26 protein-coding genes are annotated in these 26,956 nt (G+C 41.4%); 19 read left to right on the top strand and 7 right to left on the bottom strand.

The window, feature by feature from the left end; translation table 11 throughout:
• Nucleotides 1–74: 74 nt before the first annotated feature.
• From H5232_RS06850 to H5232_RS06885, 8 genes are all read left to right on the top strand, one after another.
• Nucleotides 75–4,826: a PAS domain-containing protein gene (locus H5232_RS06850; RefSeq protein WP_182830693.1), complete on the top strand. Its 4,752-nt coding sequence runs from the start codon at nucleotides 75–77 to the stop codon at nucleotides 4,824–4,826.
• 27 nt (nucleotides 4,827–4,853) lie between these two features.
• On the top strand, nucleotides 4,854–5,345 hold the full coding sequence (locus tag H5232_RS06855; protein ID WP_149980086.1) for a GNAT family N-acetyltransferase: 492 nt from the start codon (nucleotides 4,854–4,856) through the stop codon (nucleotides 5,343–5,345).
• An 89-nt stretch (nucleotides 5,346–5,434) separates the two neighbouring features.
• Entirely contained in the window at nucleotides 5,435–5,941 is a 507-nt protein-coding gene (locus tag H5232_RS06860; RefSeq protein ID WP_182717821.1) for a hypothetical protein, read from the top strand.
• 30 nt (nucleotides 5,942–5,971) lie between these two features.
• A complete protein-coding gene (locus tag H5232_RS06865) occupies nucleotides 5,972–6,598 on the top strand; it encodes a superoxide dismutase (RefSeq protein WP_149980088.1) in 627 nt (208 codons plus the stop codon).
• Between the two features lie 78 nt (nucleotides 6,599–6,676).
• A complete protein-coding gene (locus H5232_RS06870; protein WP_182830694.1) occupies nucleotides 6,677–8,038 on the top strand; it encodes a DNA-3-methyladenine glycosylase 2 family protein in 1,362 nt (453 codons plus the stop codon).
• Complete coding sequence (locus H5232_RS06875; protein ID WP_149980090.1) at nucleotides 8,035–8,508, top strand: methylated-DNA--[protein]-cysteine S-methyltransferase; 474 nt, start codon at nucleotides 8,035–8,037, stop codon at nucleotides 8,506–8,508. The genes H5232_RS06870 and H5232_RS06875 overlap by 4 nt, the downstream gene beginning before the upstream one ends.
• A gap of 76 nt (nucleotides 8,509–8,584) precedes the next feature.
• Nucleotides 8,585–9,436: an amino acid ABC transporter substrate-binding protein gene (locus tag H5232_RS06880; protein WP_246175464.1), complete on the top strand. Its 852-nt coding sequence runs from the start codon at nucleotides 8,585–8,587 to the stop codon at nucleotides 9,434–9,436.
• Nucleotides 9,437–9,524: 88 nt separating this feature from the next.
• A complete protein-coding gene (locus H5232_RS06885; RefSeq protein ID WP_145236208.1) occupies nucleotides 9,525–10,115 on the top strand; it encodes a thymidine kinase in 591 nt (196 codons plus the stop codon).
• Here H5232_RS06885 and ltaE read toward each other — a convergent pair.
• Both ltaE and rlmF read right to left on the bottom strand, forming a co-directional pair.
• Nucleotides 10,092–11,105, bottom strand: a complete 1,014-nt coding sequence (gene ltaE / locus H5232_RS06890) for a low-specificity L-threonine aldolase (RefSeq protein ID WP_182717824.1) — start codon at nucleotides 11,103–11,105, stop codon at nucleotides 10,092–10,094. The genes H5232_RS06885 and ltaE overlap by 24 nt on opposite strands.
• Nucleotides 11,102–12,049, bottom strand: coding sequence for a 23S rRNA (adenine(1618)-N(6))-methyltransferase RlmF (gene rlmF / locus H5232_RS06895; protein ID WP_182717825.1), 948 nt, complete (start codon nucleotides 12,047–12,049; stop codon nucleotides 11,102–11,104). Before rlmF ends, ltaE begins: the two co-directional genes overlap by 4 nt.
• 123 nt (nucleotides 12,050–12,172) lie before the next feature.
• Here rlmF and H5232_RS06900 point away from each other — a divergent pair, with 123 nt between their 5' ends.
• Nucleotides 12,173–13,087 (top strand): alpha/beta hydrolase, encoded by a 915-nt coding sequence (locus H5232_RS06900; RefSeq protein ID WP_145236199.1) that lies wholly within the window; start codon nucleotides 12,173–12,175, stop codon nucleotides 13,085–13,087.
• Here the strand turns inward: H5232_RS06900 and H5232_RS06905 are convergent.
• The 3 genes from H5232_RS06905 to H5232_RS06915 all read right to left on the bottom strand — a co-directional run bounded on the left by H5232_RS06905 (nucleotide 13,041) and on the right by H5232_RS06915 (nucleotide 17,673).
• Nucleotides 13,041–14,495, bottom strand: a complete 1,455-nt coding sequence (locus tag H5232_RS06905; protein ID WP_182739588.1) for a sulfotransferase — start codon at nucleotides 14,493–14,495, stop codon at nucleotides 13,041–13,043. The two genes, H5232_RS06900 and H5232_RS06905, sit on opposite strands and share 47 nt — an antisense overlap.
• Nucleotides 14,496–14,602: 107 nt before the next feature.
• Nucleotides 14,603–17,179, bottom strand: coding sequence for a TonB-dependent siderophore receptor (locus H5232_RS06910; protein ID WP_182830695.1), 2,577 nt, complete (start codon nucleotides 17,177–17,179; stop codon nucleotides 14,603–14,605).
• A 311-nt stretch (nucleotides 17,180–17,490) separates the two neighbouring features.
• Nucleotides 17,491–17,673 carry an oxidoreductase-like domain-containing protein gene (locus H5232_RS06915; protein WP_182739590.1) on the bottom strand — a complete coding sequence of 61 codons (183 nt, stop codon included), beginning with the start codon at nucleotides 17,671–17,673 and terminating at the stop codon, nucleotides 17,491–17,493.
• Nucleotides 17,674–17,826: 153 nt separating this feature from the next.
• Between H5232_RS06915 and H5232_RS06920 the strand changes: the two genes are divergently transcribed.
• Nucleotides 17,827–18,276 carry a hypothetical protein gene (locus tag H5232_RS06920; protein ID WP_182739591.1) on the top strand — a complete coding sequence of 150 codons (450 nt, stop codon included), beginning with the start codon at nucleotides 17,827–17,829 and terminating at the stop codon, nucleotides 18,274–18,276.
• Between the two features lie 94 nt (nucleotides 18,277–18,370).
• Nucleotides 18,371–19,732, top strand: coding sequence for a M17 family metallopeptidase (locus H5232_RS06925; protein ID WP_182830696.1), 1,362 nt, complete (start codon nucleotides 18,371–18,373; stop codon nucleotides 19,730–19,732).
• Between the two features lie 20 nt (nucleotides 19,733–19,752).
• On the opposite strand, the gene H5232_RS06930 is transcribed toward H5232_RS06925, so the two are convergent.
• Together H5232_RS06930 and H5232_RS06935 are read right to left on the bottom strand one after the other, a co-directional pair.
• On the bottom strand, nucleotides 19,753–20,139 hold the full coding sequence (locus H5232_RS06930; RefSeq protein WP_145236314.1) for a VOC family protein: 387 nt from the start codon (nucleotides 20,137–20,139) through the stop codon (nucleotides 19,753–19,755).
• Nucleotides 20,140–20,194: 55 nt separating this feature from the next.
• Nucleotides 20,195–21,271 (bottom strand): ketoacyl-ACP synthase III, encoded by a 1,077-nt coding sequence (locus tag H5232_RS06935; protein ID WP_145236180.1) that lies wholly within the window; start codon nucleotides 21,269–21,271, stop codon nucleotides 20,195–20,197.
• A gap of 153 nt (nucleotides 21,272–21,424) precedes the next feature.
• Here H5232_RS06935 and H5232_RS06940 point away from each other — a divergent pair, with 153 nt between their 5' ends.
• From H5232_RS06940 to H5232_RS06975, 8 genes are all read left to right on the top strand, one after another.
• On the top strand, nucleotides 21,425–22,738 hold the full coding sequence (locus tag H5232_RS06940; RefSeq protein WP_182785175.1) for an amidohydrolase family protein: 1,314 nt from the start codon (nucleotides 21,425–21,427) through the stop codon (nucleotides 22,736–22,738).
• A gap of 8 nt (nucleotides 22,739–22,746) precedes the next feature.
• The gene (locus H5232_RS06945) at nucleotides 22,747–23,151 is read left to right on the top strand and encodes a DUF4440 domain-containing protein (protein WP_182739593.1); all 405 of its coding nucleotides are present in this window, start codon (nucleotides 22,747–22,749) and stop codon (nucleotides 23,149–23,151) included.
• A 70-nt stretch (nucleotides 23,152–23,221) separates the two neighbouring features.
• Complete coding sequence (locus tag H5232_RS06950) at nucleotides 23,222–24,463, top strand: sensor histidine kinase (RefSeq protein ID WP_182830700.1); 1,242 nt, start codon at nucleotides 23,222–23,224, stop codon at nucleotides 24,461–24,463.
• On the top strand, nucleotides 24,460–24,990 hold the full coding sequence (locus tag H5232_RS06955) for a response regulator transcription factor (protein WP_182717831.1): 531 nt from the start codon (nucleotides 24,460–24,462) through the stop codon (nucleotides 24,988–24,990). The genes H5232_RS06950 and H5232_RS06955 overlap by 4 nt, the downstream gene beginning before the upstream one ends.
• Before the next feature lie 283 nt (nucleotides 24,991–25,273).
• Nucleotides 25,274–25,678, top strand: coding sequence for a DUF1761 domain-containing protein (locus H5232_RS06960; protein ID WP_145236169.1), 405 nt, complete (start codon nucleotides 25,274–25,276; stop codon nucleotides 25,676–25,678).
• Nucleotides 25,679–25,721: 43 nt separating this feature from the next.
• Entirely contained in the window at nucleotides 25,722–25,973 is a 252-nt protein-coding gene (locus H5232_RS06965) for a hypothetical protein (RefSeq protein WP_149980101.1), read from the top strand.
• Between the two features lie 143 nt (nucleotides 25,974–26,116).
• Nucleotides 26,117–26,380: a hypothetical protein gene (locus H5232_RS06970; protein ID WP_145236163.1), complete on the top strand. Its 264-nt coding sequence runs from the start codon at nucleotides 26,117–26,119 to the stop codon at nucleotides 26,378–26,380.
• Between the two features lie 118 nt (nucleotides 26,381–26,498).
• On the top strand, nucleotides 26,499–26,956 hold a 458-nt coding region (locus H5232_RS06975; RefSeq protein ID WP_182830697.1), incomplete at its 3' end, for a TonB-dependent siderophore receptor.

Here is a 26,956-nt window from a genome sequence, read left to right on the forward strand (position 1 = left end):
TTGCGTCTTGTGCTATTTAGTGCATTAATATAAGTAAGTTTCTAAAACAATAAAAAGTTGATTATGGAAATACAATGCTGAATGGCCTGTTAAAAAATAAAAGCCAATCTATACGGACGAAACTGATTGTTACTTTTATTGTCATTGCGCTAGCACCATTATTTTTAATGTCTTGGTTTAGTCTTCAACATGTAAGCAACTCCCTTGAAAAAAGCGCCCAAACTGAACTTGGTGAATTAAGCAGTATTGGTAAGCAATTTGCGAATATTTGGTTTGCAGATCACATTAAAGACCTATACCTATTAAATGATCAACTAAGTCATAGCCAGCTAAATAAACGGCTACTGATTGATGAGTTTGTTGATCGATATGATTTTGTCAATGAAATTCATATTATCTTCGACCCCTCAAATACCCCAAATCCAGTTAATAACAGTGCGTTTTCAGCCTTAAATCGTGATCAGTTAATTGCGATGCTAGCGGCTATTGAGCAAGGGCAAAAAAGTGTATTTATATCTTCAATGGGGGCTGAAACACATCATTTTGTGGCGTTACCTATGATAGACGAGCAACGCGGACTTTATGCAATAGTATTAGCGAATATAAATTTTCAAGGCTTGCTCGATAATTTAGAGCATATTCATAATAATAATGAGGAACTAACTTTCTTTATTGTGAAAGCAGGTGAAATCAAAGGTGCCCAATTGCACCCGAGTGTATTACCAAAAGCTGATTATTTTACTAATGTGGCAAATACTGAACAGGTTTTTACCTATCGAAAAATAGATGACACATTACACTATGCCATTTTAACGGACTTGAATTTTGCAAACGCCACAGGCTGGCAGCTATTGGTTGAAAAGCCTGCAGCCGTTATGTTGCAAGGTGCCAGTGACTATAAGTTTGCAGCTGTGGTTGCTAATGCTTTTGCATTTTTAGTGATCTTAATTCTATCGTGGTGGTTTGGACGACGTTTATCTCGCCCGTTCATTAGTCTTGCCAATGCCAGCGCTGAAATAACCCGAGGTGAGCGCAACAATATTCCTATTCTGGAAGACAGTAGTGAATTACATCAGCTGTCGATTGATCTAGAACACTTAGTTAGTAGCAAGGTACAACAGCAAGAACGGCTAGAGCATCAAAGCACAGCGCTTCAACTTGCCTTAAAACAGTTAGCGGAACAAAAAAGCGCACTTGATGAACATGCAATTGTTGCTGTGACTGATATCAAGGGCACGATCACCTTTGTTAATAAGAAATTTTGTGAGATCAGCGGTTACTGCGAAAGTGAATTGTTAGGAAAAAATCACCGTATTTTAAATTCAGGGACTCATCCTAAAGATTTTTTTAAAGGCATGTATAAAACCTTAATCGCAGGCAATGTATGGCATGCGCAAATCTGTAATCGAGCAAAAAATGGTAACTTTTATTGGGTCGATACCACCGTAGCGCCTTTTTTAGATGAGCATGGGCAACCGCAAAGTTATATTGCTATACGCACAGACATTACCGCATTGAAATTACAAGAATTTGAACTCGAACAGCATAAAACACAATTGCAATTAGTGCTGGACAGCACTGCAGTAGGGATCTGGGACTGGTATGTAGATACTGGCAAAGCATATTTTAATAACCGCTGGGCGAGTATTATCGGTTATAAATTAGAAGAACTACAACCAACTGATTTTAATACATGGAACAAATATACTCATCCAGATGATCTTGTTACTTCAGGGCAGCTTTTAGAGCAGCATTTTGCGGGTGAGAGCGATTATTATGTCTGCGAAGTTCGTATGTTGCATCGTCTCGGACATTGGGTGTGGGTACTGACCACAGGACGTATCGTTGAGCGCAATAGTGATGGCTCTGCAAAACGAATGATAGGTACTCACCTTGATATTACAGAGCGAAAAGAAACCGAAGCACAATTGCAATTGAGTCGCGACCGATTTGTGTCTCTGGTCGGCAATATTCCAGGCATTGTGTATCGATGTAAATACGATGCCCAATGGAGCATGCTCTACCTGAGTGAACAAACAAAAGTTATTACCGGCTATGAACCAAGTGATTTAGTTGATAATCATAAGCTGAGCTTTATTGAATTAATTCACCCTGATGATGTCTCAAGCGTGGCTGAGAAAGTGAGAGTCGATGTTGATGCTCGTCAGCCATGGTCATTAGAATATCGTTTGGTCGCTTCTGATGGCAGTATTCATTGGGTACATGAAAAAGGTCAAGCAGTGTATGATCAGGCTGGCAACGTATTGTATTTAGATGGTTTTATTCATGATATAACCGAGCGTTATCATACTCAATCGACACTTTATCGCCAACAAAGTTTACTTGAAGCAATGAGTAAACAAGGCCAAATTGGTGCCTGGGAAGTGGATTTAGAAGCACAGACAATGTATTGGTCCGATGAAGTCAAAGCAATTCATGAAGTCGCTGACGACTACCAGCCAGTAATAGGGCAAGCTCTTGATTTTTATAAGCAAGGTGAACATCGTGATAAAATTAGCGAACTGTTTGAAGATGCAGTTATTAATGGTAATAGCTGGGAAATTGAGTTAATCCTTGTCACAGCGTTAGGCAATGAAAGGTGGGTTAAGTCGATAGGGCAAGTTGAATTTAAAAATGAACGTTGCGTGCGTGTGTATGGTTCATTTCAAAATATTGATACTTATAAACATCTCGAATTAGAGAGTAAAAAAGCCAACCAATATAATAAAAACCTAGCGAGTTTAACCGTCTCACCTGAGTTATTGGCAGGTAATTTCGATGTAGTAAAAAATTTAGTGACGCAGTCAATGTGTGATGTACTTGATGTGCAACGCTCAGCAGTGTGGGTGTTTGATGAAGCTAGCGATGAAATGACGTGCGTGAGTTTATTTATCGATGATCAAGGTTTTGTTGAGCAGCCTTTAGTGCTTAAAGCGAGTGAATTTCCCGCTTATTACCAAGCAATATTTGCACAAGGTTTAGTGGCAATTAATGATGTTAATAGCCATCCTGCAACCGCCGAATTGATTGACACTTACACAACACCATTAAATATTAATTCGATGCTCGATGCCGTTATATCTACCGGTGAGGGTATATTAGGAGTGCTCTGTGCGGAAAGTGTCGGTAGCTATCGCTGTTGGAGCCAAAATGAAGAAACCTACTTACGCTCTTTAGCTACCTTAGTGGGCAGCGTGTTAATGTCGCAAAGGCGTAAGCAAACCGCCCAAGAGCTGAAAATTGCATTAGTCAAAGCCAATGCTGCTGCAACAGCAAAAAGTCAATTTTTAGCAACCATGAGTCATGAAATTCGTACCCCAATGAATGGGGTGTTGGGTATGCTTGAGCTGATCGAACTTGAAGCGTTGACCAAGCCGGTGCGAACGAAAGTCGCGATAGCAAAAAATAGCGCGCATTCTTTATTGTCGGTGATCAATGATATTTTAGATTTTTCGAAAGTTGAAGCCGGTAAAATCGAGTTAGAAAGTATCAACTTCAATGTCTGTAATTTACTCGGAGAGGTGGCGGAATCTCAAGCCCTTGCGGCGCAAGATAAAGATATCGAAATCATTATTGATTTAGTGGCTGTGACACCGGTGCAATTTAAAGGCGATCCGGGGCGTATTCGCCAAGTGCTGACCAATTTACTGAGTAACGCTGTTAAGTTTACTGCGCAAGGTGAAGTAGTGATCCGCGCATCAGTAACTCCTATTGAACAACAATATCAGCTCAGTATTAGTGTAAAAGACTCTGGCATCGGAATTGATCTAACCAAGCAAGAAGATTTATTCAGCCCATTTTCGCAAGTAGATGCCTCGACTACGCGTGAATATGGCGGCACTGGATTAGGTTTGGCGATTAGTAAACAATTGTGTGAGTTAATGGGTGGAGAAGTAACGTTAGTCAGTGAGGTAGGGCATGGTTGTGAGTTTACCGCGACAGTGATGCTAGAGGCGGGAAGTGACACTGAGCGTAGTATACCGACCATAGATATGACCAAGCTCACTATATTGGTGGTTGATGATAACGAAACCAATCGGATTGTGATAAGCCAACAGCTTGCTCATTGGGGTGCAAAAGTTGAGCTTGCTTGTAATGCAGCACAAGCCTTGCAGTTATGTAAAAAGCGCCTTGCAGATAAACTTAATTTGTATGATATTGCCGTGTTGGATATGCAAATGCCAGGAATGGATGGCTTAGCACTGTGTCGAAAATTAAAAGCCGATGATGATTTTAAAGCAATGCCATTAGTAATGATGACCAGTATTGCTGGCATGGAAGGAGTACAACGTTTTAGCGATGCAGGGTTCCAAGCGTATTTTCCAAAACCTATCACTACGGCAGATTTGATCAGTGCCATGGCGGTGATCGCTCACGGTGGTGGTAGCGCCGATTTACCTTTAGTGACATCAAGTTATATATCCTCACTGCGTAGTGATCAGCATAGAGCAAATAGCCATATTTTATTGGTTGAAGACAATCCGATTAACCAGCAAGTATCTAAACTAATGTTAAGTAAACTGAATTTTACCGTAACGCTAGCGGAGAATGGTCAGCAAGCCCTTGATATTTTAGCGAAAGTACCTGCAGAACACTTTAATTTAGTGCTCATGGACTGCCAAATGCCGGTGCTGGATGGATTTGACGCTACTCGCGCAATTCGTGCCGGTGAGGCGGGTGCTAAACATCAACAGATCACAATTATTGCACTCACAGCCAATGCAATGGATGAAGACAAACAGCTGTGTTTAGCGTCTGGAATGGATGACTACTTGGCTAAACCAATTCAACTACAAATATTAAAAGATAAACTAGATCAGTATTAAACAATGCAGTAATAAATAAGAGAGCTTATGACAGACCAAAAAACGATTACCTTAAGAGATGCGCAGCCTTCGGATGCTGCTACTATTTTGCATTTTATTACCGAATTGGCAATTTATGAAAAAGAGCCCGATGCGGTTAAAACCGATGAACAGGCGATTTTAAAAACCCTGTTTAGTGAAGGTGCAACAGCGCATAGTTTGATTTGTTTTGAAGGCGATACGCCAATTGGCTTTGCGGTGTACTTTTACAATTATTCGACTTGGCTTGGCAAGAATGGCTTGTACCTTGAAGACTTATATGTCAGCCCAGATAGCCGAGGTAATGGTGCGGGTAAACTGATTATGCAACATTTGGCACGCCAAGCTATCGCAAAAGATTGTGGCCGTTTTGAATGGGTGGTACTTGACTGGAATCAACCTGCGATCGATTTTTACAATAGTATGGGGGCAGAGCCACAAAATGAGTGGATCATTTATCGGCTTACAGGACAAGCATTAATTGATTTTGCCGAGAAATAAAAATACGTAATATAAATAAAAATCATTTGCATTAAGTTGTTTGACTGTGTAAATTAATCACATCATTTAATTTTGTGCAGGTGATTTTTATGTCACACCCACAGTTTCACAGCAGCAATAAATTGTCTCAGGTTGAGCAAGTATTAAGTCCTTGGCAAGCCAACATCATTGCTGGAAATACAGCGTTTGAACGCGGTGCTTTAATTGAAGCTCGCGATAAATACACGACAGCACACACCCTCTCAGCTCGTTTATTAAGCCAATTTAGCCAAGCAAAAATATGCCAGTCAGTTATTAGCGCAATTGAACATTGCTGCCCCGCATTCGTTGTTGCCGCTCATAATTTAGCGGATACATATCGAGCCATGAACCAAGCAGAGCAAGCGTGTCAGTGTTTGTGTGATGTGCATATAAGTTTAAGTCATTTGCTCCAGCATCCATGCGATACGGTGCGTACAGTGGTTGTGCACCATCATCACAAAACCTACACAGAGTTAGTACAGTTTGCCAAATTGCACAGTCATTACCCGCAATTAATAGAACAAATCAATCAGACGTTAAGTTACACCCCAGATCAAACTGCCACTGTGCATTGATCACTTATCTTAATCCGACAAGGAACAATTATGGCGTTTACATTACCCCCATTACCATATGAGTACGATGCGTTAGAGCCACATTTAGATGCTAAAACTATGGAGATCCACCATACTTTGCATCATCAAACATATATCAATAAAGCCAATGCGGCACTTGAAAATACCCAGTATAGTGATACTGATGTACATGAGTTACTCGCAAAGATTGACACGTTGCCAACTGAGCTGCAAAAAGTAGTGCAAGAGCATGGTGGCGGACATGCAAACCATTCATTGTTTTGGACAGTAATGAGCCCCAATGGTGGGGATCAGCCAAAAGGGAGCTTATTAGATGCGATCACAGAGCAGCTTGGCGGCTTTGATAACTTTAAAGAGTCATTTACAGCGGCAGCTGTTAGTCGCTTCGGCAGTGGCTGGGCGTGGCTAAGTGTTAATAAAGATAACCAGCTTGTGGTGGAAAGTAGTTTAAATCAAGATAGTCCATTAATGCACGGCAACACGCCGATTTTAGGTTTAGATGTGTGGGAGCACGCCTATTATCTGAAATACCAAAACCGCCGCCCGGAGTATATCGCAGCATTTTATAATGTTATTAATTGGGCTGAAGTTGAGCGTCGTTATTTAGCTGCTACCAGTAAATCAATCAGCGAATAAAGGTTGAGTGCCGAAAATGGCTAGTAAACTGTGTTTTTTCACGTACTCTATTAGCAGATGTATAGTTAAGAGCACCTTATGGATACTAGCCATTGGCAACTTGCCAGACAAAGCCGCGACCATCGTTTTGATGGACTCTTTTTCATCGGTGTTAAAAGCACCGGTATTTATTGTCGGCCAATTTGTCCTGCCCCTACTGCAAAAGAGCAAAACGTAGAGTACTTTCAATATGCGCACAATGCTGCCCAGGCTGGATTTCGCCCGTGCATTCGTTGTCGTCCAGATAGCGCCCCTGGAAGTAGCGCATGGCAAGGAACAAAAACCACAGCGCTGCGAGCCAAACAGCTGATAGACAGTGACTTAACAACGCAACATAGCTGTGAACAGTTAGCTGAGCGACTCGGCGTGAGTAGCCGCTATTTAAGGCAGTTATTTCAGCAACATTTTGGTATCTCAGTAACTCAGTATCGGTTATTTAATCAATGTCATTTTGCTAAAAAACTGCTGCAAGAAACTAATTTATCGGTATCTCAAGTTGCTTTTGCAGCGGGCTTTAATAGTATTCGTCGCTTTAATGATGCGTTTTTACAGCAGTTACATATTTGCCCGTCAAAAATGCGTGGTGAGCGCAGCACAACACGTGCGATGTTGACGCTTAAATTACCTTTTCGGCCCCCTTATAATTGGACTGCGTTACAGCAATTTTTAGCTACGCGGTTAATTTCACCTCTTGAGTGGCTTGGCGAGACATATTATGGTCGCAGCTTTAAAAATCAGCATTGCCAAGGTCAGTTTACGGCTGAGTTTGTAGAGCACAAACATCACTTTTTAGTCAGCATTGATATTGATCAGCCGCGCTTTTTACAGCCTATTTTAAGTGAAATTCGCAGGGTGCTCGATTTAGATGCCGATACTGCGCAAATCGAACAACACCTAGCAACTCAACTTCAAGGGGCAATTGTGTTAACCCAAGGATTGCGGTTACCGGGTATTTGGTCGGTATTTGAGGCTGGTATTCGTGCGGTACTTGGCCAACAAGTAAGTGTAACTGCCGCGCATAACTTAGTGACTCAGCTGGTGGATGAACTGGGCGAACAAGATGGCGAGCGAGTGTATTTTCCAACCCCTGAGGTAGTGGCAAACAGTGAGCTGGCATTTTTTAAAATGCCTCAAGCGAGAAAGAATGCGCTGCGTAATTTAGCGCAGTTTTGCGCCGATAACCCTGATTGTCATCAGCTTGATCAATGGCTGCCACTCAAAGGGATTGGACCTTGGACAGTAAACTATGCAAAATTACGCGGCCAAAGTCAGCCCGATATTTTATTAGCGGGAGATTTAGGCGTAAAGAAAGCCCAAGCGGGGGCAAAACCATTTAATGATGAGATGTGCGCGCCATTTCGCTCCTATTTAACCTTTCAACTATGGCAGCAGCTAACATGACTATTATCCAAACCCGCATACCCAGCCCAATTGATGAGATTATTATTCAAGGTAACCAACACGGGGTCAGTTATGTGGGCTTTTATCCAGTTATAGAGTGCTCAGAAACCCCATTTTCAGATGTTGAGCAGCCACATATTTTAAATTGTGCTGCGCAGCTTAATGACTACTTTGCAGGCAAGCGAACAACCTTTGATGTCACTCTAGCCACCCATGGCACTGCTTTTCAACAAGCGGTATGGCAAGCGCTCACCGCGGTGCCATTTGGACAAACACAGAGTTATTCAGATATTGCTCATGCACTCAATAATCCCAAGGCAGTTCGCGCAGTGGGGGCTGCTAATGGTAAAAACCCAATCAGTATTATTGTGCCGTGTCACCGTATTATTGGTGCCAATGGTAAATTGACCGGCTATGCGGGTGGGCTAGAGCGCAAGCAGTGGTTACTTGAGCACGAAGGGATCATCTAAATTTTTTGGTTTAGTTACTAAACAATTCATTTTTTCGGTCTACACTTTAGATGAAACGTCTAGGGAGCAAGATAAAATGAAACAAAATAAACGTGTTAGGGATAATTTATTGGCGTTATTGGTACTCAGTAGCGGGTGTAGTTTGCTATCAACAGCGGCAATTGCTAACTCAACTGAACTAATTTTTTGTTATGAAGATAAAACTGTCGCGCCGATGTTTTTAGCGCAAAGCAATGAAATGTTAGGTACTCAACCAGAAGCATCGCTAGAAATCCTACAAAATCTTGATAATACACTTTCACAACTGTCTATTCGTTATCAGCGTAAAGCTTGGCTAAGTTGTTTAAATGATCTGCGTACAAATAAAGTGAATGCGGTTATTGCTACCTATCGACCTGAACGAACTGAATTTGCCCAATACCCAATGGATGGAACTCAGCAACTGGATCCGCGTTTTGCAGTGAGTGAATTTGGCAGTTGTCTCATCGGCGGAAAAAAATTTCACCAGCAATGGCAAAGCCGCGAAGTATTTCAGACCAGGGCTTTTACATTAGCTATTGCGAACGGTTATGACTTAGGCAAGGTATTACATCAAGAGCCTTTTTTTGTTCAACATACTTCCTCAGTCGAAAAAGCCGTTGAGTTGATCGACCGTGGAGTCGTTGATGCTACGCTTGACGTGTGCCAAGTTGGCGATCGGAAAGTATCAAACTTCCGGTATAAAACAGCCCAAGTACAAGCCATTTATCCTCCACTTGAAAAAGCCCAAGGCTATTTGCTTTTCTCTAAGCAGTTTTATCAACAGCATAAGGCGCTTAGTCAACGTATTTGGCAAACCATCGCTGCACAAGATAATGCCAAGCTGTATGTTGAATATTTAGATAAAACTAATCACGAAGCTAGGGTCGTCAGTAGCAGGCACCGTTGAGTTATAGTTCTATAACACGGGTAAAAAAGGTGATGTTCAATCAAGATTAAGGTAGCATTAGCGCACTTTTTTCAGGGTAGGCATTTTCATGGCTCAGCTGTACTTTTATTATTCTGCAATGAACGCAGGTAAATCTACCACGCTTTTACAATCGGCATTTAACTATCGCGAACGCGGCATGGAGCCCGTTATTTTAACGGCTGCATTGGATGATCGTGCTGGTGTTGGTAAGGTATCTTCTCGAATTGGTTTACAAGCTGATGCACATATTTTTGATGCTGACAAAGATGTTTTTGAACTGATCAAACAGCTTAATAGTGAACAAAAACGTCATTGTGTGCTGGTGGATGAATGTCAATTTTTATCACGTCAGCAAGTAATGCAACTGACCGATGTGGTGGATGAATTAGGCATTCCGGTGTTGTGCTATGGCTTGCGTAATGACTTTAGAGGCGAGTTATTTAGCGGCTCGCAGTACTTACTAGCGTGGGCTGATAAACTGGTTGAACTTAAAACGGTGTGTCATTGCGGTCGCAAAGCGAACCATGTATTGCGTACGGATGAGCAAGGCAAAGCGATTGCCGATGGTAATCAAGTGGAAATTGGCGGCAACGACCGTTATGTGTCGGTGTGCCGCAAACACTATAAAGCTGCGTTAAACATGCAGCGCCGAAGTTAACGCTGCTATAAATTGATCAATATCGGCTCGAGTGATCTGTAAATGAGTTACTAAACGCAAAGTTTTGCTTGGGCTGAATACTATCCCTTGTGCTTTTAGTTGCTGTGCAATGGCATTAATATCAACACTATCAGCAACATTTGCATAGACCATATTGGTTGTATCGCGCGACAAGTCAACGTTAAAGCCTTCAATGGCACTGAGCTGCTGCGCTAAGTAACGCGCATTGCTGTGATCGTCGGCTAAACGGCTAACATTGTGCTCAAGTGCATAGTGGCCAGCGGCTGCCAGCATACCAGCTTGGCGCATAGCGCCGCCAAGTACTTTACGCCAACGCCTTGCTTTATTGATCAGTTCAACAGAGCCAAGTAGTAATGAGCCTACTGGTGCGCCTAAGCCTTTTGATAAGCAAATAGACACGGAGTCAAAGTGTTTAGTTATCTCGGTAATATCTACCCTAAGCGCAACCGCAGCGTTATAAACGCGAGCACCATCCAAATGCAGTGCTAATTGATGGCTGTGAGTGAACTCACGCGCTTGGGCTAAATAACTTAATGGCAGCACTTTACCGCCAATGGTGTTTTCTAAACTGAGTAAGCGGGTATTAGCAAAGTGAAAGTCTTTGGGTTTGATAGCGGCGCGTATTTTGTCAAAGCAGAGGCTGCCATCATTTTCATTCTCGATAGGTTGCGGTTGGATTGATCCAAGCACTGCCGCGCCACCGCCTTCAAATTTATAATTGTGTGCATTTTGCCCACAAATATATTCATCACCACGTTCGCAATGAGCCATTAACGCTAATAAGTTTGCTTGGGTGCCGGAGCTACAAAACAATGCACTGGCAAAGCCATGACGCTGTGCTGCAACGCTTTCTAATTTATTAATACTGGGATCATCACCATATACATCATCACCTAAAGGGGCATTGAACATAATTTCGCGCATTTTAGCGCAGGGCTTAGTGACAGTATCAGAACGAAAATCAATCATGATATCTCCGGTTGTGTAAATTGCTGGCTGATCTCTTGGCGAGTTTGTTGATCAAAATAACTCCACGCAATAAAGCGACTCACTTTTTGCCCTTGCGCCATTTCAATGATTTTAACTTCAGCCACAGGGTGTGTTTTTAATTGTGCTTGTAACGTGGCTAAGTTTTCTTTTTTTGAAACTAAAGAGGTAAACCACATACACTGCTCAGCAAATAGGGCACTTTCATCGATCATGGTACAAATGAATTGCGCTTCGCCACCTTCACACCAAAGCTCATTATGTTGCCCGCCAAAATTTAAAGCCGATTTAGGGGCTTTGCCTAAGTTTTTCCATTTCCGCTCGCTACTTTGAGCTGCTTGTTGTTCACTGGCATGAAAAGGAGGGTTACACAATGTAATATGAAAAAGCTCTTTTGCATTTATTACCCCCTGAAAAATATGCTGCGACTGCTTTTGTAGCTTGACGGTAATTTTGCGATTATTAAATTGTACGATTTGTTTGGCTAATTTTACAGCGCTCGGATCTATATCTGAGCCTGTGACGCTCCAGTTATATTCATGGCTTGCTAGTAACGGGTAAATTATGTTCGCACCAGTACCTATATCCAGCACTTTAACTTGTCTGCCTTGAGGTATAACGCCTTGATTATCGTTTGCTAGTAAATCGGCCAAGTAGTGAATGTAATCAACGCGTCCTGGAATCGGTGGGCAAAGGTTGTGTTCAGGTATATCCCAAAAATCAACGTTATAGTACGCTTGCAAAAGTGCTTGATTAAGCGTTTTTACTGCTTTGTTATCACTAAAATCAATACTTTTAGTACCATTGGGAGTAAGCACGATATATGGTTTTAAAGTGGGCACTTGAATACTTAGGTAGTCTAAATCATAGCCTTCGTTATGGCGATTTCGAGGGTGTAGTTTTGATTTTAATGGTGTTGATTTCATAACAAATAATTAGCTTAACAAACAAAAAAATTATTTTACCAGAGAAACACATTGACGTGTGATCTTGTTTAAATTACTGGTAGGATGAGTTGCGGTTCATAACAATGACAACAAGGAACTGAAATGGCGATCGTACAAGAATCAGTATTTATTAAACTAACTGAGCTACAAACATTACATTTGCGCCGCATAGCAGATAACAGCAAAGCCGCTGGGCCAGCTGTGTTGTTTATGCATGGTGCTGTTGAAAATGGCAAAATATTTTATACGCATTCGAATAAGGGTTTAGCCCCTTTTTTAGCTGAGCAAGGATATGTGTGTTATGTGGCTGATCTACGAGGTCGTGGTGACAGCAAACCGGCTATCTCAAAGCATGCTCACTATGGCCAAACCGAAGCTATTATTGAAGATATTCCCGCTTTTATTGCTAAAATTACCGAGCGTGAAGGTAGACCACCAGCGTATTGGGTAGCCCATTCGTGGGGTGGTGTATTAATGAACAGTGTGTTTGCGCGTTTCCCACAGTATATCAATGATGTAAAAGCATGTGCTTACTTTGGTACTAAACGCTCGCTTTATAATCATCATCCACAAAAATACCTTCAAGGAAATTTGATTTGGTATTTTTTAGCGCCAATACTGGCTAAAAAACATGGTTATTTACCCGCCAAAAGACTCAAGTGGGGCAGTGATGATGAAACTAAAAAGTCGCATTATCAAAGTATGCAATGGGCTAAACGTAAACCATGGTTAGATAGCGACGACGGGTTTGATTACGCGCAAGCTGTGGCTGGCTTAAGTTTGCCACCGACCTTACACATAGGGGGGGTGAAAGACAAAGCGCTTGCACAACAAATTGATATTGAAAAATTTATTGCCGAGTCAGGTACTGGTATTCAACACCTGCAAATGTACGGGAAAAAACACGGCCATCAATATGATTACGATCATATTAATATGTTAACGCACGCCAGTGCTAAAGCAGATCAATTTAAGGATCTAGTGACGTGGTTTGAGCGTCATTCAGCAACGCCCTGAGTGGCGTTTCAAAACGTTTCCAGTGTTCTATTGCACGGTTATGTAGCGGTTTTCGTACAGCTGCTTTGCTAAGCGTGGTAACTGGTTTTTTTGATTTATAAAAGTCTAAACATTGTGCTTCAAATGCGGTACCTAAAAATGTAAATACGCTTTTTAACGTATCGCGCGGCTCGCTGATCAGTTGCTCATAATGAACATCTAAGATAGCCGAAGGTATTGCTTGTTGCCAATGCGTCATCAAACCTTGGTATAAATCATAGTAACGTTTAAATTCAGATAATGAGCAAAAATAAGGTTCATTTTCTGCAAAGTAATTACTATAAACGGACCAAGCTGTGGCATTAAAATCGCGCTGCAAGTTAATAAACTTAGCATTTGGAAACAATAAATAGATAAGCCCTAACGATTGATAATTAGCGGGCAATTTGTTGATCATAAACGCGCGAATAGGTTTTGCTTGTTTTAACCGTGCGGTATAAAGAGCCCGCGCTTGCTCAATCAGTTGCGGTGTTAGTGCGCTGATACATTCAGGGTAGGGCAACTTGGTTTGTTGTTCTATGAATGCAACAACTTGCGAGCTAATACAGCGATCTTCCCCAAGGCTTGCAAATTCACTATGTGAAGCTAACATTTGTTCTAATAATGTTGAGCCACTGCGTGGCATGCCAATAATAAAAACGGGCGTAACAGTACCAGTAAATCCAGGCTTGATAGTGGCAAATAAACTTTTTGGGTTATAACGCATAATACTTTGATAAAACGGCGTTAATTGTTCAGTGTTGAAGCTACTCAATTGCAGCTGCAATTTATTGGCTAGTTTATAATAATTTACAGCTTGTTCTATATCATTGAGTTGATCATAACTTTTTGCCAAGGCGTAATAACAAACCATTTTTAAACGTAAATTATTGGTTTGTGTGAGTAAATGATGCAAGTTACTGATGTAGTTATGCTGTTGATCAAAGCGGCCAAGTTGTACCAGTTCAAATAAAATATAAGCAGTGACAGGATATAAACCAATACTTAGTGCTTGTGCAAAGGTGGTGTGTGCTTTATCTAATTCGCCATGGGTTAAATAATGTTGTGCGAGATAATAGTGTGGCTCTGGGTTATGACTAGCAATGCTTTTTGCGTACTCCAGTACGGTTAATGCATCATTTGGCGAATTAACGCCATTAAATGCATCCGCTAACGCGTGCAGTGGCTCCAACATATTAGGCAGACGTTCACAGCTTCTTTGTAATAAATAAACTGCAGCATCAAAGCGCTCTAAGCGCAGGGCAATACGGCCCAAACCAAATAGTGCCTCGCCATTTTGGGGATCACTTTCAAGCAAGGTTTTATAGTGAAACTCCGCTTCTTGGAGTTTGTTTTCGGCAAGTAGTTGGTTAGCTTTTTTTAGCAACATGCATCACTTTTTTTATTTTTTAGTTACTAGATTTATTATTTGGGTATAGCACGAAAAAGGCGAAATGTCTTGAGCATTTCGCCTATCTTTTCAACGCTTAATTATGATCAAAACGTATAAGTTGCTTTGACATAATAGAAGCCGCCGTTAATACCATATGGCGAAGTTTCATAGTATTTACCACCCCAGTTATTATTAGGTGCCACGGTAAAATCAAGTTTCTCTGCTTCTTGGTCGAGCAGGTTTTGTGCGCCGACTGAGAAACTAATCGAATCATTCAAAAAGTAAGTTACTTCAGCGTCTAGCGTAATTGCCGCATCTGCTGTTTTTGCTGTTTCGTCATAATCTACATGCACACCTTGGTATTCACCAAAATAATTTGCACGAGTAAACATTGAGAAACTTTCCCATTGTTGTGACCAACTAAGCGTACCACGGTGGTTTGGTAAGTCATTCTCTAAACGGCTTACTTTAAACGGCCCAGTAATATCAGTTGAACGGGTAACCTCAGTTTCATTCCAGTTGTAGGCTAAACTAAATGTTGAGCTACCGCCGAGTAAATCTGTGGCATAGTTTGCTACAAAGTCTATACCTTGAGTTGTTGTATCAAAGTCATTAGTAAAGAAGCTTACTTGCGCTAAGCTTTGCACGTTTGGCACACCAGCGGCTTCAAGCGTATCTTTATCAGCTTGGCTCAGCTCGATTTTTTCAGATTGACTAATACGGTCATCAACTTGGATATTGTAATAATCGATGGTTAGGAATACTTCACCGATGGTGTATACCGCGCCAAAGGTATAACTTTGCGACTCTTCAGGCTCAAGCTCTGTACCGCCTAACTGTACTGCAATTGGATTGGTCGGTGGTAGTAAAGCGGAGTCAACCAGTACGCCACTGCTTAGGTTTGTTTGCACGTTACTGACATTGGCTTGGCCAACAGTCGGCGCGCGAAAGCCTGAACTGATTGAACCACGCACGTTTAAATCATCGGTTAAGTGATATTGAGCCATTAATTTATAATTAACCGTAGAGCCAAAGGTATCATAATCTTCATAACGTAGTGCTAACCCCATTAAAAACTCTTCGGTGAACGGAGCTTCAATATCAACATAAGCGGCGTAGTTACGACGAGTATATTCACCAGCGTCAGATGGTTTAAAGCCAGGGAAACCATTTGAACCGATACCAAAACCTTGATCCGTTAGCGGGCCTGCTGTAAATGATGCTACATCACCAGAGGTAACTGTAAATGTTTCCTCGTGCCATTCAAGGCCACCGGCTATGTTCACATCGTATGCTAGATCAAAATCAAAGCCTTTTGATAAATCAAAATTAAAGTTTTTCTCTAATTGTGAGTATTTACCTGGGCTAAAATCACGCGGACTATCAGGACCTAATGACGCATTAATAGTGTCGTAGATAAAGTAACGAGATTCATTAAAGCCGACCGTACCACTTAAATCGTAGTATGCACCTTCTAACATACCACCAGTGAACTCGCCTTTAGTTCCTATCGTAAGCGAGGTATCTGTGATGTTACCGCCAAAATTAGGTGTAAAACCACCAGGTAAAATTTCATTGAAGGCAAAACAGTCTGGATTATTAGCTACTTGGTTGATGTAAACTGGATTATCTAATACGTTGTCATCAATCATGATGTTAGTAGGGCAGTTACCACTCATATCGCCAGTTAAATCGCCAACTAATAATGTTTCACCACCATCGTTTGAATAGGCCCCAGGGCGAGTGTGAGGATTACGATAATAAAAACCACCGCGTACATCACGCTCTGAATAGTTACCAAACATATAAAATTCGGAGTTTTTAGTCAGCTCAAGGCCGACATTACCAAAAATAGAGATATCGTCATCAACTTCTGGTGCGCCCCATACCTGTGTGATCGGAGCAATGTCAGGAACACCAGCTGCGATAAGGGCCGTAGCATCGGCACGTTGTACTGAGCGGCTAGTAGCGTCAGCCGTTTTGTATTGGAAACTTAAATTTGCGAAGCCATTGTCGGTAAATGGTAGACCAATGTTACCGGAAATCTGTGTTGTATCACCGTCGCCTTCATAGTACTGACCTTGGCGTACTTCGAAACTGCCGCCTTCTGAGGCATCTTTAAGTACAAAGTTGATAACCCCAGCAATCGCATCTGAGCCGTACTGAGCGGCTGCGCCATCTCTAAGTACTTCAACTTGTTTTAGGGCGATACTTGGAATAACTGAAATGTCTGCGCCTTGTGCGCCATCGTTTATGCCGCCACCTAAAAAGGCAATAACAGAGGCACGATGACGACGTTTACCATTGAGTAATATCAATGTACTGTCAGAAGGTAGGCCACGTAAGTTAGCTGGACGAACCAAAGATGCTGCGTCACTAATAGGCATCGAATGCACGTTTAATGATGGAATTGCGCCTTTTAATAGCTCGAGCATATCCGTATTACCTGATTTACCAAGTTCTTCACCACCGATGATATCGATAGGTACTGGTGAATCACCAATAGAACGCGGTGCAGAGCGAGTTCCCACTACGGCAATTTTTTCTACATTTTTATTTACTTTAGTGACTTCAGCTTGCTCATCTGCTGCTAAGGCAGATCCTGAAATAAATAAGCCTGCGGTAGTTGTTGTTAATGCAAGTTTAACGGCATGATTTAATAAATTATTTTTAAATTTCATTCTAATTTCCCCAGTTAGAATTATTGTAATTTCGTAACTATATGATTTTTAAAAAGCCAAATAGTCTATTAAAGTTATACAACTTGTTAAATAATTGTGCAAGGTGTTAAATAGTTTGGTTTTTTTTATGTTTTCTATAGAGGAAATTCGAGATTTACTTACCTACATGAAAAATAATGATATTTTTAAGGCGGGGATTAGAAATTAAGCATTTAATGTAATTTTTATTGTAAAATAAATCAGAAAAAAAATAATAATTTTGTAAATAGAAGTTTTTAGACTGGAAACTGTTCAGTAAAGTTCAATGGTAATTATTGGTTATCAGTTTGTTCAGGATTTTGTTGTCGCCAAGCTTTTAACGCTTCTCGGTATTCATCCCAAACACATGGGCAACAACTGCCACCACCACAGCACTGATCAGCAGCCGGTCTGGTTGGTTTTGTGTCGTCAACTCGGTTTGCTATATCGGCTGTGTTTTGCGGTATTTTATTCATTACTTATAGGTTTAATAATATGGGCCGTTTATTGGCCAGTGATTATACTTAATCATGGCTTTTTTACTAGCTGAGAAATAATCTGGATCTGTTAATCGGTGATTGTATTAAATTATGCTTTGTGAAGTGTTAAGGCTATGTGAGAATAGCGTTATGCGACTATATAAAGTTATTCATCGTGCCCCAATTCGAGTGGCAAAAATTACTACAAAACGCCAACAGTTGCGTTTCAAGCGCGCTATGGTAGCACTTAAAATTGCACTGGCGCAGGAAAAGCAAGAAACCAAAGAAATGCTCACAATTTATCGTCGCTACACCCAAGGAGATGTGAGTAAAGAGGATCTGCAAAAAGCGAATGCCCAGTTTGTTGATATTCTCAAAGGATTGGGTTTAGGTGTTTTTGCTGTTTTACCTTTTGCACCTGTGACTATTCCACTGGTTGTTAAGTTGGGTCAATGGGTTGGGGTTGATGTACTGCCAAGTTCATTTAACATCAATAAATCACTTAAAGATATTGACCAGCAGATCGCTGATGAAGAGCTGCAACACCACCACGCTGAAAAAACGGCAAAGTCAGACGTAAAACCACCTGTAAAAAAATAATGCCATGCAGTTTAAAGGATAGTCTTTGTGCTATACCTTTTATGCTGAGTTATTGATATGCTTGATCATCATATAATTTTAAACGAGTCATTTAATGAGTACATTAATTCGTCATAGTTCTACGGGTATTCCTTTATCTTTTATTGTTAAAAATGACTTAGCTACATGGCAAGCACAGCAGCCAATTTTTTTACAAAACTGGCTAAATAGCTGTGATTTTGCAAAACAAGGTTTAGCCTTGGTGGTCAATCCACAAAGTGGAGCGCTAAGTCAGGTGTATTGTTTAGTTAATAGCGTTGATGACTTTTGGCTCGCGGGTGAATTAGCCAGCAAACTGCCAGCAGGAATTTACCAAGTTCAAGAGTGTGAACAACAATTAGAACAGATTGCTCTGGGTTTTATACTTGGTGGTTATGAATTTAGCGAATATAAAGCCAAAGGTGCTGTAAAAGCACAATTAGCAATAGCCGATGAAGCATTGTTTGCGCGTATTACACGCCAAGCAAATGCGATTAACTTAGTTAGAGATCTAGTTAATACGCCTGCCGCAGACATGATTCCACAGCACTTATCACAAGTGATGGCTGATTTAGCACACACTTACAATGGTCAATTCAATGAATGGATAGGGGATGAATTATTAGAACAAAACTATCCAACTATCCACATGGTAGGCCGCGCCAGTGAAAATAAACCGCGTTTACTTGATTTACACTGGGGCGCTGCAGACGCTCCTTTGATCACCTTAGTCGGTAAAGGTGTTTGTTTTGACTCTGGTGGTTTAGATCTTAAACCAAGCTCAGGTATGCGCAATATGAAAAAAGACATGGGCGGCGCAGCTCATGTAATTGGTTTAGCGCAGTTAATTATGGCGGCAAATTTACCAATTCGTTTACGCGTGTTGGTACCCGCTGTTGAGAATGCGGTATCGCGCAATGCATTTCGCCCTGGCGATGTAATTAAAACACGTAAAGGGATTATGGTCGAAATCGATAACACCGACGCAGAGGGGCGTTTAGTGTTATGTGATGCACTCACGGAAGCACAAAATGACAATCCTGAGTTGATCATTGATTTTGCAACCTTAACCGGTGCTTGTCGTATTGCGTTAGGCACTGAGTTACCAGGGTTTTTCTCAACTGAGCGTGATGTTGCCAATGGCATTATTGACGCCGGTATTGCAGTAAGCGATCCCGTTTGGCAATTACCGCTTTTTGAGCAATATAAAAGTTTATTAAAAAGTGATGTTGCTGATATGGCTAACTGTGCAAGTACCCCATTCGGCGGCGCAATTACTGCCGCACTTTATTTAAAAGAATTTGTAGAGCCAACCACACCATGGGTACATTTTGATGTAATGGCATGGAATATCCGCTCATTACCTGGTCGTCCAGTCGGTGGTGAAGCACTCGGTATTCGTGCCGTATTTAACTACTTACAAAGTCGTTTTAAATAAATTTATTGAGCTTTGTGAGGTTATGCCTCATAAAGCTCAAGCGGTAACCCATCAGGATCTGCAAAAAAGGTAAATTGTTTACCTGTGTATTCATCAGTTCGAATCTCTTCTACTGCCACACCTTGGCTTTGCAAATACACTTTACTTTGCTCAATATTGGCCACTTTAAATGCTAAATGTCGTAAACCTTGTGCTTCTGGGTAACTAGGTCGCTTTGGTGCATTATCAAATGAAAATAGCTCTATTTGGCTACCATCAGGCAAGGCTAAATCTAATTTGTATGAGTGGCGATGTTGGCGAAAATGCTCTGCAATTATCGGCAGCTGTAAGATCTGATGATAAAAATGTTTTGAGCGGGTGTAATCGCTGCATATAATTGCAGCGTGGTGAATTCCTAGCAATTGCATCATTTTTAGCTATCTGTGGTAAATGGCGCAGTATAGCTGCGCCATATTGAGTATGTTATTGATCACTGCCTTTGCAAGCTGCTACTGCGGGGGCCACTAACTCTAAACCGGTTTTATCACACGGTGGTAGTGCTGCATCGCTAACGCTGATTGGCGTGACGCGTTCGCCCCATTTTATGTAGCTAGCAGCCCAAGTTAATCCGGCACCAAATGCTGCAGACATGATATTAGCATGTGGTTTAATTAATCCTTGCTCAACAGCTTCGCATAATGCGATTGCAATAGTTGCTGCCGATGTATTGCCGTATTCGCCAATGTTAACCATTACTTTTTCATCTGGCACTTTTAAGCGATGTTGAATGGCTTGAATGATACGTAAATTTGCTTGGTGTGGCACAAGTACATCGATATCATCAAGGCTCAAATTTGCTTGTGTGAGCACATCGTCACAGGCTTCACTCATGCCCTTTACTGCGCGCTTAAAGATTTCGCGACCTTCAAATAATAAATCAGATGGCCCAATAGGCACATATTTATTTAAGTCACTACCAAAGTTAGTGATATGCAAGATATCACGGTCTTCGCTATCACAGCCTGTTTTTGTCGCGAGTAAACCCGCTGGCGTGTCTGCTGCTTCAAGTACTACGGCACCGGCGCCATCACCAAATAACACCGCACTATCACGGCGATCCCAGTTTACATACCAGGTCATACGTTCAGCAGCAATTACTACAGCTTTTTTGATCATACCGGCTTGAATTTGTGCAGTCGCTGCTTGTATTGCATATAAAAAACCAGAGCAAGCTGCATTGGTGTCCATAGCGGCAGCGCCAACTGCACCAATGTTTTTTTGTACTAACGAAGCTGTGTTTGCCACCATAGTAGAGGGCGTACATGTTGCTAATAACACTAAGTCAATGTCTTTAGCATCAATGCCAGCACAGGCTATTGCATGTTTAGCTGCTACAGTGGCAAGCTCTGCAGTACTAACGTGGCTTACTCTACGGGCTTTTATACCAGTGCGGGATGTGATCCATTCATCATTGGTATCAACTAATTGGCTAATTTCATCGTTGCTAATACGCGCTGGTGGGATACATTTACCCCAACCCGTTATGTGTGCGTAGGTCATAGTGTGCTCTCTTTAAGTGGTCAGACATGTGTCATCTATGTTTGATTTATACCAAAAATCCAGTTCTAAGACTAGTTTATAACTTAGCTTACGTCGTAAATAGTGGTAATTAAACGTAATTTAGGCTAATGGTAGTAGAAAAATGAGGTAAACATGAAACAAAAATTAATTACTATCTTGGCTGCATTGGGTACGACGGTATGCTCTGCGGCGGGTTTTGCAACACAAACTCAGGTTATTTACGCAGGATCAATGTTAGCAGGTGCTGAACAAACACTAGAAAAGCAACGCACTATTGTTATAGAAGACGCTATCATCACGCGCATCGAAAAAGGCTATATGAGTGTTACCGATCTAGCATTGCCCGATGCAAAGATCATTGATTTAAAAAATCAATTTGTTATGCCTGGATTAATTGATATGCACGTACATGTTACTTTTGAGCGTGACGCAAGTGCTAATCCACATCGCTGGCTAACAGAATATGAGGCTGATTATGCGCTGCGCTCAGTTAAATATTTGCAGCGCACTCTTGCTGCGGGTTTTACCTCCGTGCGTGATTTAGGTAGTAGCTATAAAGTGATCTTTCCACTACAGCGTGCCGTTGAGCGTGGAGATATTCAAGGGCCACGTATTTTTGCTGCAGGAGATACAATTACCCCAACAGGCGGGCATGCTGATCTGCACGGTTACCGTAAAGATATTAGTGATGTGATAAGTGGAGGGTTAGGGGTGTGTGATGGTGCTGATGATTGTCGCCGCGCGGTTCGTGAAGTAATTAAATCAGGTGCTGATGTAATTAAAATTACCGCAACGGGTGGGGTGTTAAGTAATACCGCAGCGGGTGTCAATCAGCAGTTCACAGATCAAGAGTTGATGGCGATTGTTGATACTGCACATAACTTAGGGCGCAGCGTAACAGCCCATGCTCATGGTACATCAGGGATCAAAGCGGCATTACGTGCAGGTGTTGATTCAATTGAACATGGCTCTTACCTAGACAAAGAGACTGTAAAGTTATTTAAGCAATACAACGCTTATTTAGTGCCCACGTTATTGGCAGGCCAAACGGTCAGTCAAGAAGTTCTCAGTAACCCAAATATGCCAACAGCTATTGCTGATAAAGTACGCACCGTTGTACCAAATGTTGCAGCTTCATTTAAACTGGCATTAAAAAACAATGTTAATATTGCTTTTGGTACAGATTCTGGCGTATCACGCCATGGTAATAATGCTGATGAGTTTTTATGGTTAGTTAAATATGGCATGACTGAAAAACAGGCTATTATGTCAGCAACAGTTAATGCCGCTAAGTTACTCGGCCAACAAGACCGACTAGGGCAGTTGAGTGTTGGTAAACAAGCAGATATCATCAGCGTTAATGGCTCTCCTCTTGATGATATAACGACATTGCAAAATGTACAATTTGTGATGAAAGCAGGGCAAATATATAAACACCAATTTTAGGATACAGTATGGGCAGCAAAATCAAGGCATCATTGTTTAATCATTTGATTGACGCTGAGCGCCAATTATTAGATCCTGAGATCCGTCAATCTGAGCAGGCATTGGATGCTTTGCTCGATGATGATTTTATTGAAATTGCCGCTAATGGTACTGTATTTAATAAATATCAAGTATTAACGCGGTTACCTACCGAAGTCGTGCCGCAGTTTTACAATCAGCATTTTAAAGGCCGAATGCTTAGTGATGATATTGCCCAACTAAGTTATCAAGCGGCATATCGGCGCTCTGCGCGCGCTGAGTTTAACTATTCGTTACGGATGTCGCTGTGGCGATTAACCGAAGGCCAGTGGAAAATGGTGTTTCATCAAGGAACGCCGTGTGCTGTGTTTAGTATCTCTATGGCTGATGATTAGGTTAACCTTCTTGAATTAGGCATTTTTTATTAGGTATTTTTTTGTTAGGTAATTATGTATGGCGTTTTTAATGCGCACTGATCCTGCGATTAGCCGTTTACTGATGTTACGCAGTGGTGCAATTGCAATTCAACTATTGGCCGTTGTAGCAGTCTATTTTTTACTTGAGCACCAAATCCCTTTATTGCCTCTACTGGTAGTGATCTCCCTTGAAGCCGTATTCCAAATTTTAAGCGTGATTGCTTATCGTAATGTCAGTAAAGCGAAAGAACTTGGGATGTTAATGCAGCTTACGGCCGATGTGCTTTTTTTATCGGTATTGCTGTCTTTGAGTGGTGGTGCGACCAATGCATTTGTGTCGTTACTGTTGTTACCAATAATGATTGCTGCGGTGAGTGTCAGTGCTCGCGGCTTAGCTTATATTGCTGTATTAGCGATCACCGCCTATAGCGTGCTGCTATTTAAAATGCCTCAGCACAGCATGCATCATATGCAAATGACCAGTCACTTTGTGGGTATGTGGGTTAACTTTGTGATCAGTGCTAGCGTTATAGCATTCGTTATCGGCACTATGAACCGTGCACTGCATTCGCGAGAGCGCACAATTGCAACTGTGCGAGAAAAACAATTACGAGCAGAGCAGTTAGTCACGCTTGATGGTGCTGCGGCACAAATTACTCATCAATTAGCCAGCCCAATCGCCAATTTACAATTATTGTATGAAGAGCTTCTTGAAGAACAGCCCGATAATGAGATTGTGAAAGACATGCAGCAGCCCTTGTTGCAATGCGCACAGCAGTTAAAACAGTTTCGTACCCTGTCATCTGAACTACGCACACAAACGGTTGCAGCGACTGTATCGTTAAACGCATTAGCTCAACAAATTAGCGATACAATGCTATTACAGTATCCCGATCAACAGCTTAATTGGCTAAATGCAGCGCCTGCTAGCTCGGTTACTAATGATGCTATGTTACTGCCAGCGATATTAAACTTGTTGCAAAATGCTGCTTTTGCCAATCAACAGGCACAGCAACAAACACTGGAATTGAACTGGCAACAGACTCTAGATAACCCTAAAACAGTGAGTTTAGTTATACGTGATTTTGGTAAAGGATTTAGCGCAGCACAATTGGCAGAGTTAGGGGGTCAGTTAATGCCTAGTGAAACGGGGATGGGGCTAGCAGTTATGCTTTCAAATGTAACATTTGAGCGTTTACAAGGCTCTTTAACATTATTTAATCACCCACAAGGTGGCGCGGTTGCCAAAGTACAATTAACCATTGATGAGCCACAAGTTGAGCCTGTATGAAGCTATTAATTATTGAAGATGATATTAATCTTGCCAATACGTTAGCGCGGCGCTTAACCAAACACGGTTTCGCATGTCAGCTGGCACATAATAAAGCCGAGGCTATCGGTGTAGCTAAAAACTTCGCACCGACACATATTCTGTTAGATATGAAATTAGCTGACGATAACGGTTTAGCTCTTATCGCACCACTGAGAGCCTTACTAACAGACGCACATATTGTATTATTAACAGGCTATGCCAGTATTGCCACAGCGGTAGAGGCTATGCGCCTAGGTGCAAATGATTATTTAACAAAACCCGTTGATATGCTCACGTTATTACGAGCCTTAACAGGCACATGCGAGCCAACTACTGAGTTAATTGCAGATGATATTGTAACTATGTCGCCAGAGCGTCTTGAGTGGGAACATATTCAGCAAGTGCTGCATACCAATCAAGGCAATATTTCAGCAACTGCTCGGCAACTTAATATGCATCGGCGGACTTTACAGCGCAAGCTACAAAAAAAACCAGTTCAGCAGTAAATCCTAGCGCAATAGTGAGCGTTATTGCGGATCACGGTTTCCGGTTTAGTAATGCCTAGCAAGTTAATTGTTGCCTTTTAGGCAATAAGTTTTACCCGGTAAACTAAGTAATACAGTCGCCTGTAGTCACCTTAAATGAAGATCAGGTTACTTTAATGCATTTATATTTGGGCACCAGCCACGCATCATAGATAGTTTTGCAGCTTAGATAGTTGCTGCAATGGCGTTCATTAACTACAGTAAAAATATCATTGTATTTTTTGCATCAGCATAAGTAGTCATTATGGATTTATCACAACTTGATTTTGTAGCCGTATTATTAGCTGCCATGTCTTCTTTTATGTTAGGAGGCGTTTGGTATTCACCTTGGTTGTTTCAACGAGCCTGGTTAGAAGGCTGTGGATTAACGGAGCTGGATTTAAAAGCAACAAATCCAAAATGGGTATTTGGTGGCGGTTTTGTTTTATCTTTATTTATCGCTTTTGGCTTATCACTGTTTTTAGGACCACATCCACATTTAGGGGTTGCGGTAGGCGTTGGCTTTGCGGTTGGACTATGTTGGGTAAGCAGTGCCTTAGGAATGAGCTATATTTATGAACAACGACCACTAAAGCTGTTTTTAATCAATAGCGGTTACCATATTTTACAGTTTACTTTAATGGGCTTAATCTTTGGACTTTGGCCATAAGCTGTTAATCTATTCGCGTGTTTTTAGTAAAAGTTACAAAATAATGGCGAAACCGAATAAAAAAGGCCCCACCAAAACAGTCGATATTTTTTGTAGTCAATGTAAAGCTCCCCTATTCAAATATCGTAAAGGCGGCAAAGGGGCATTGGTTAAATGTTTTATCGAACGGATCAGTCAAGATTTCACCACAATTCCTTGCGTATGCCCCAACTGCTCACGCCCTTTTGCTCGAGAAGCAATTATCCGAGGCGCACCCGCGTATAAAATGATCGGCGGCAAAGTTACGTTTAAATGAACTCGCTAAAGCGGACATTTATCCTGTGCGCTTTTGGCGAGGCTGCTAAACTTACCCGGTTTGCTGTTTCAATGATTGAAAACAACCCTCCCCATGGAATGGGCCAGTTTGTTGGGTATGATTAAAAAGGATAGGGGACACCCGTGATTGCACTTTTATTTGATATTGTTGGTATGACAGGTACGTTTTTAGTGGTTGGCGCGTTTTTTATGCTACAACTGGGTAAAGCCACGCCAACAGGGCTTTTATATAACATGATGAATTTATCTGGCGCTATTTTGTTGCTTATAAGTCTTTGTTATAACTTTAATTTAGCAAGTTTTGTGATTGAAATATTTTGGATCGCAGCCTCATTAATTGGTTTATATAAATACCTAAAAGCTAAGCAGATTTCAGCTGTAGCCTAAATTTATAAATTAATAGAGAAAAACTCTCACGCCGTCGCGTATTTGTATTAATATTGTAAATAGCACGTTACTTATGATGTGCTAACTCCAATGAAAAATATAGGTGTAAAGCGGCGTAATGATTTTAAAGCTAACAGCATGTCTTTTTTTATGTGTTAACACAGCCCCCTTACTGGCGAGCGACGCTGATGATTTATTTGCGCTTAGCTTTGAAGATTTGCTTGACGTTCATGTCGATATTGCCTCAAAAACCTTAGAAACTCTCGCTTCTGCCCCCTCAACTATCACTGTTTTTAATCGCAAAAAAATAGCCTTACTTGGGGTGAATAATGCGTTTGAATTGATGAATTTTGTTCCTGGTATGCAATCTACTCGTGGTGATTGGGTAGGCGCTGTACCAAAAGATCACGCAAGAGGTGTTTACCTTGATAGCGGCAATATCTTAGTGATGATCAATGGTGAACGTTTAAATGAGTCATCATTTGGCAAAGCGTCAGTTTATATGCCTTATATACCTGTAGAAGTTATTGATAAAGTTGAATTTATACGTGGCCCTGGCTCTGCTTTATATGGCAG

This window comes from Pseudoalteromonas sp. SG41-5, assembly GCF_014164495.1.
GTDB lineage: Bacteria > Pseudomonadota > Gammaproteobacteria > Enterobacterales > Alteromonadaceae > Pseudoalteromonas > Pseudoalteromonas rhizosphaerae.

Bases quoted from the DNA above. Each gene is read 5' to 3' on its own strand.
- H5232_RS06940 (WP_182785175.1), top strand. From the start codon at position 21,425: ATGAAACAAAAATTAATTACTATCTTGGCTGCATTGGGTACGACGGTA.
- H5232_RS06875 (WP_149980090.1), top strand. From the start codon at position 8,035: ATGACTATTATCCAAACCCGCATACCCAGCCCAATTGATGAGATTATT.
- H5232_RS06955 (WP_182717831.1), top strand. From the start codon at position 24,460: ATGAAGCTATTAATTATTGAAGATGATATTAATCTTGCCAATACGTTA.
- H5232_RS06850 (WP_182830693.1), top strand. From the start codon at position 75: ATGCTGAATGGCCTGTTAAAAAATAAAAGCCAATCTATACGGACGAAA.
- H5232_RS06905 (WP_182739588.1), bottom strand. From the start codon at position 14,495: ATGTTGCTAAAAAAAGCTAACCAACTACTTGCCGAAAACAAACTCCAA.
- H5232_RS06865 (WP_149980088.1), top strand. From the start codon at position 5,972: ATGGCGTTTACATTACCCCCATTACCATATGAGTACGATGCGTTAGAG.
- H5232_RS06880 (WP_246175464.1), top strand. From the start codon at position 8,585: ATGAAACAAAATAAACGTGTTAGGGATAATTTATTGGCGTTATTGGTA.
- H5232_RS06965 (WP_149980101.1), top strand. From the start codon at position 25,722: ATGGCGAAACCGAATAAAAAAGGCCCCACCAAAACAGTCGATATTTTT.
- H5232_RS06925 (WP_182830696.1), top strand. From the start codon at position 18,371: ATGAGTACATTAATTCGTCATAGTTCTACGGGTATTCCTTTATCTTTT.
- H5232_RS06885 (WP_145236208.1), top strand. From the start codon at position 9,525: ATGGCTCAGCTGTACTTTTATTATTCTGCAATGAACGCAGGTAAATCT.
- H5232_RS06930 (WP_145236314.1), bottom strand. From the start codon at position 20,139: ATGCAATTGCTAGGAATTCACCACGCTGCAATTATATGCAGCGATTAC.
- H5232_RS06935 (WP_145236180.1), bottom strand. From the start codon at position 21,271: ATGACCTACGCACACATAACGGGTTGGGGTAAATGTATCCCACCAGCG.
- H5232_RS06910 (WP_182830695.1), bottom strand. From the start codon at position 17,179: ATGAAATTTAAAAATAATTTATTAAATCATGCCGTTAAACTTGCATTA.
- H5232_RS06915 (WP_182739590.1), bottom strand. From the start codon at position 17,673: ATGAATAAAATACCGCAAAACACAGCCGATATAGCAAACCGAGTTGAC.
- H5232_RS06920 (WP_182739591.1), top strand. From the start codon at position 17,827: ATGCGACTATATAAAGTTATTCATCGTGCCCCAATTCGAGTGGCAAAA.
- H5232_RS06860 (WP_182717821.1), top strand. From the start codon at position 5,435: ATGTCACACCCACAGTTTCACAGCAGCAATAAATTGTCTCAGGTTGAG.
- H5232_RS06855 (WP_149980086.1), top strand. From the start codon at position 4,854: ATGACAGACCAAAAAACGATTACCTTAAGAGATGCGCAGCCTTCGGAT.
- H5232_RS06900 (WP_145236199.1), top strand. From the start codon at position 12,173: ATGGCGATCGTACAAGAATCAGTATTTATTAAACTAACTGAGCTACAA.
- ltaE (WP_182717824.1), bottom strand. From the start codon at position 11,105: ATGATTGATTTTCGTTCTGATACTGTCACTAAGCCCTGCGCTAAAATG.
- H5232_RS06950 (WP_182830700.1), top strand. From the start codon at position 23,222: ATGCGCACTGATCCTGCGATTAGCCGTTTACTGATGTTACGCAGTGGT.
- H5232_RS06960 (WP_145236169.1), top strand. From the start codon at position 25,274: ATGGATTTATCACAACTTGATTTTGTAGCCGTATTATTAGCTGCCATG.
- rlmF (WP_182717825.1), bottom strand. From the start codon at position 12,049: ATGAAATCAACACCATTAAAATCAAAACTACACCCTCGAAATCGCCAT.
- H5232_RS06870 (WP_182830694.1), top strand. From the start codon at position 6,677: ATGGATACTAGCCATTGGCAACTTGCCAGACAAAGCCGCGACCATCGT.
- H5232_RS06945 (WP_182739593.1), top strand. From the start codon at position 22,747: ATGGGCAGCAAAATCAAGGCATCATTGTTTAATCATTTGATTGACGCT.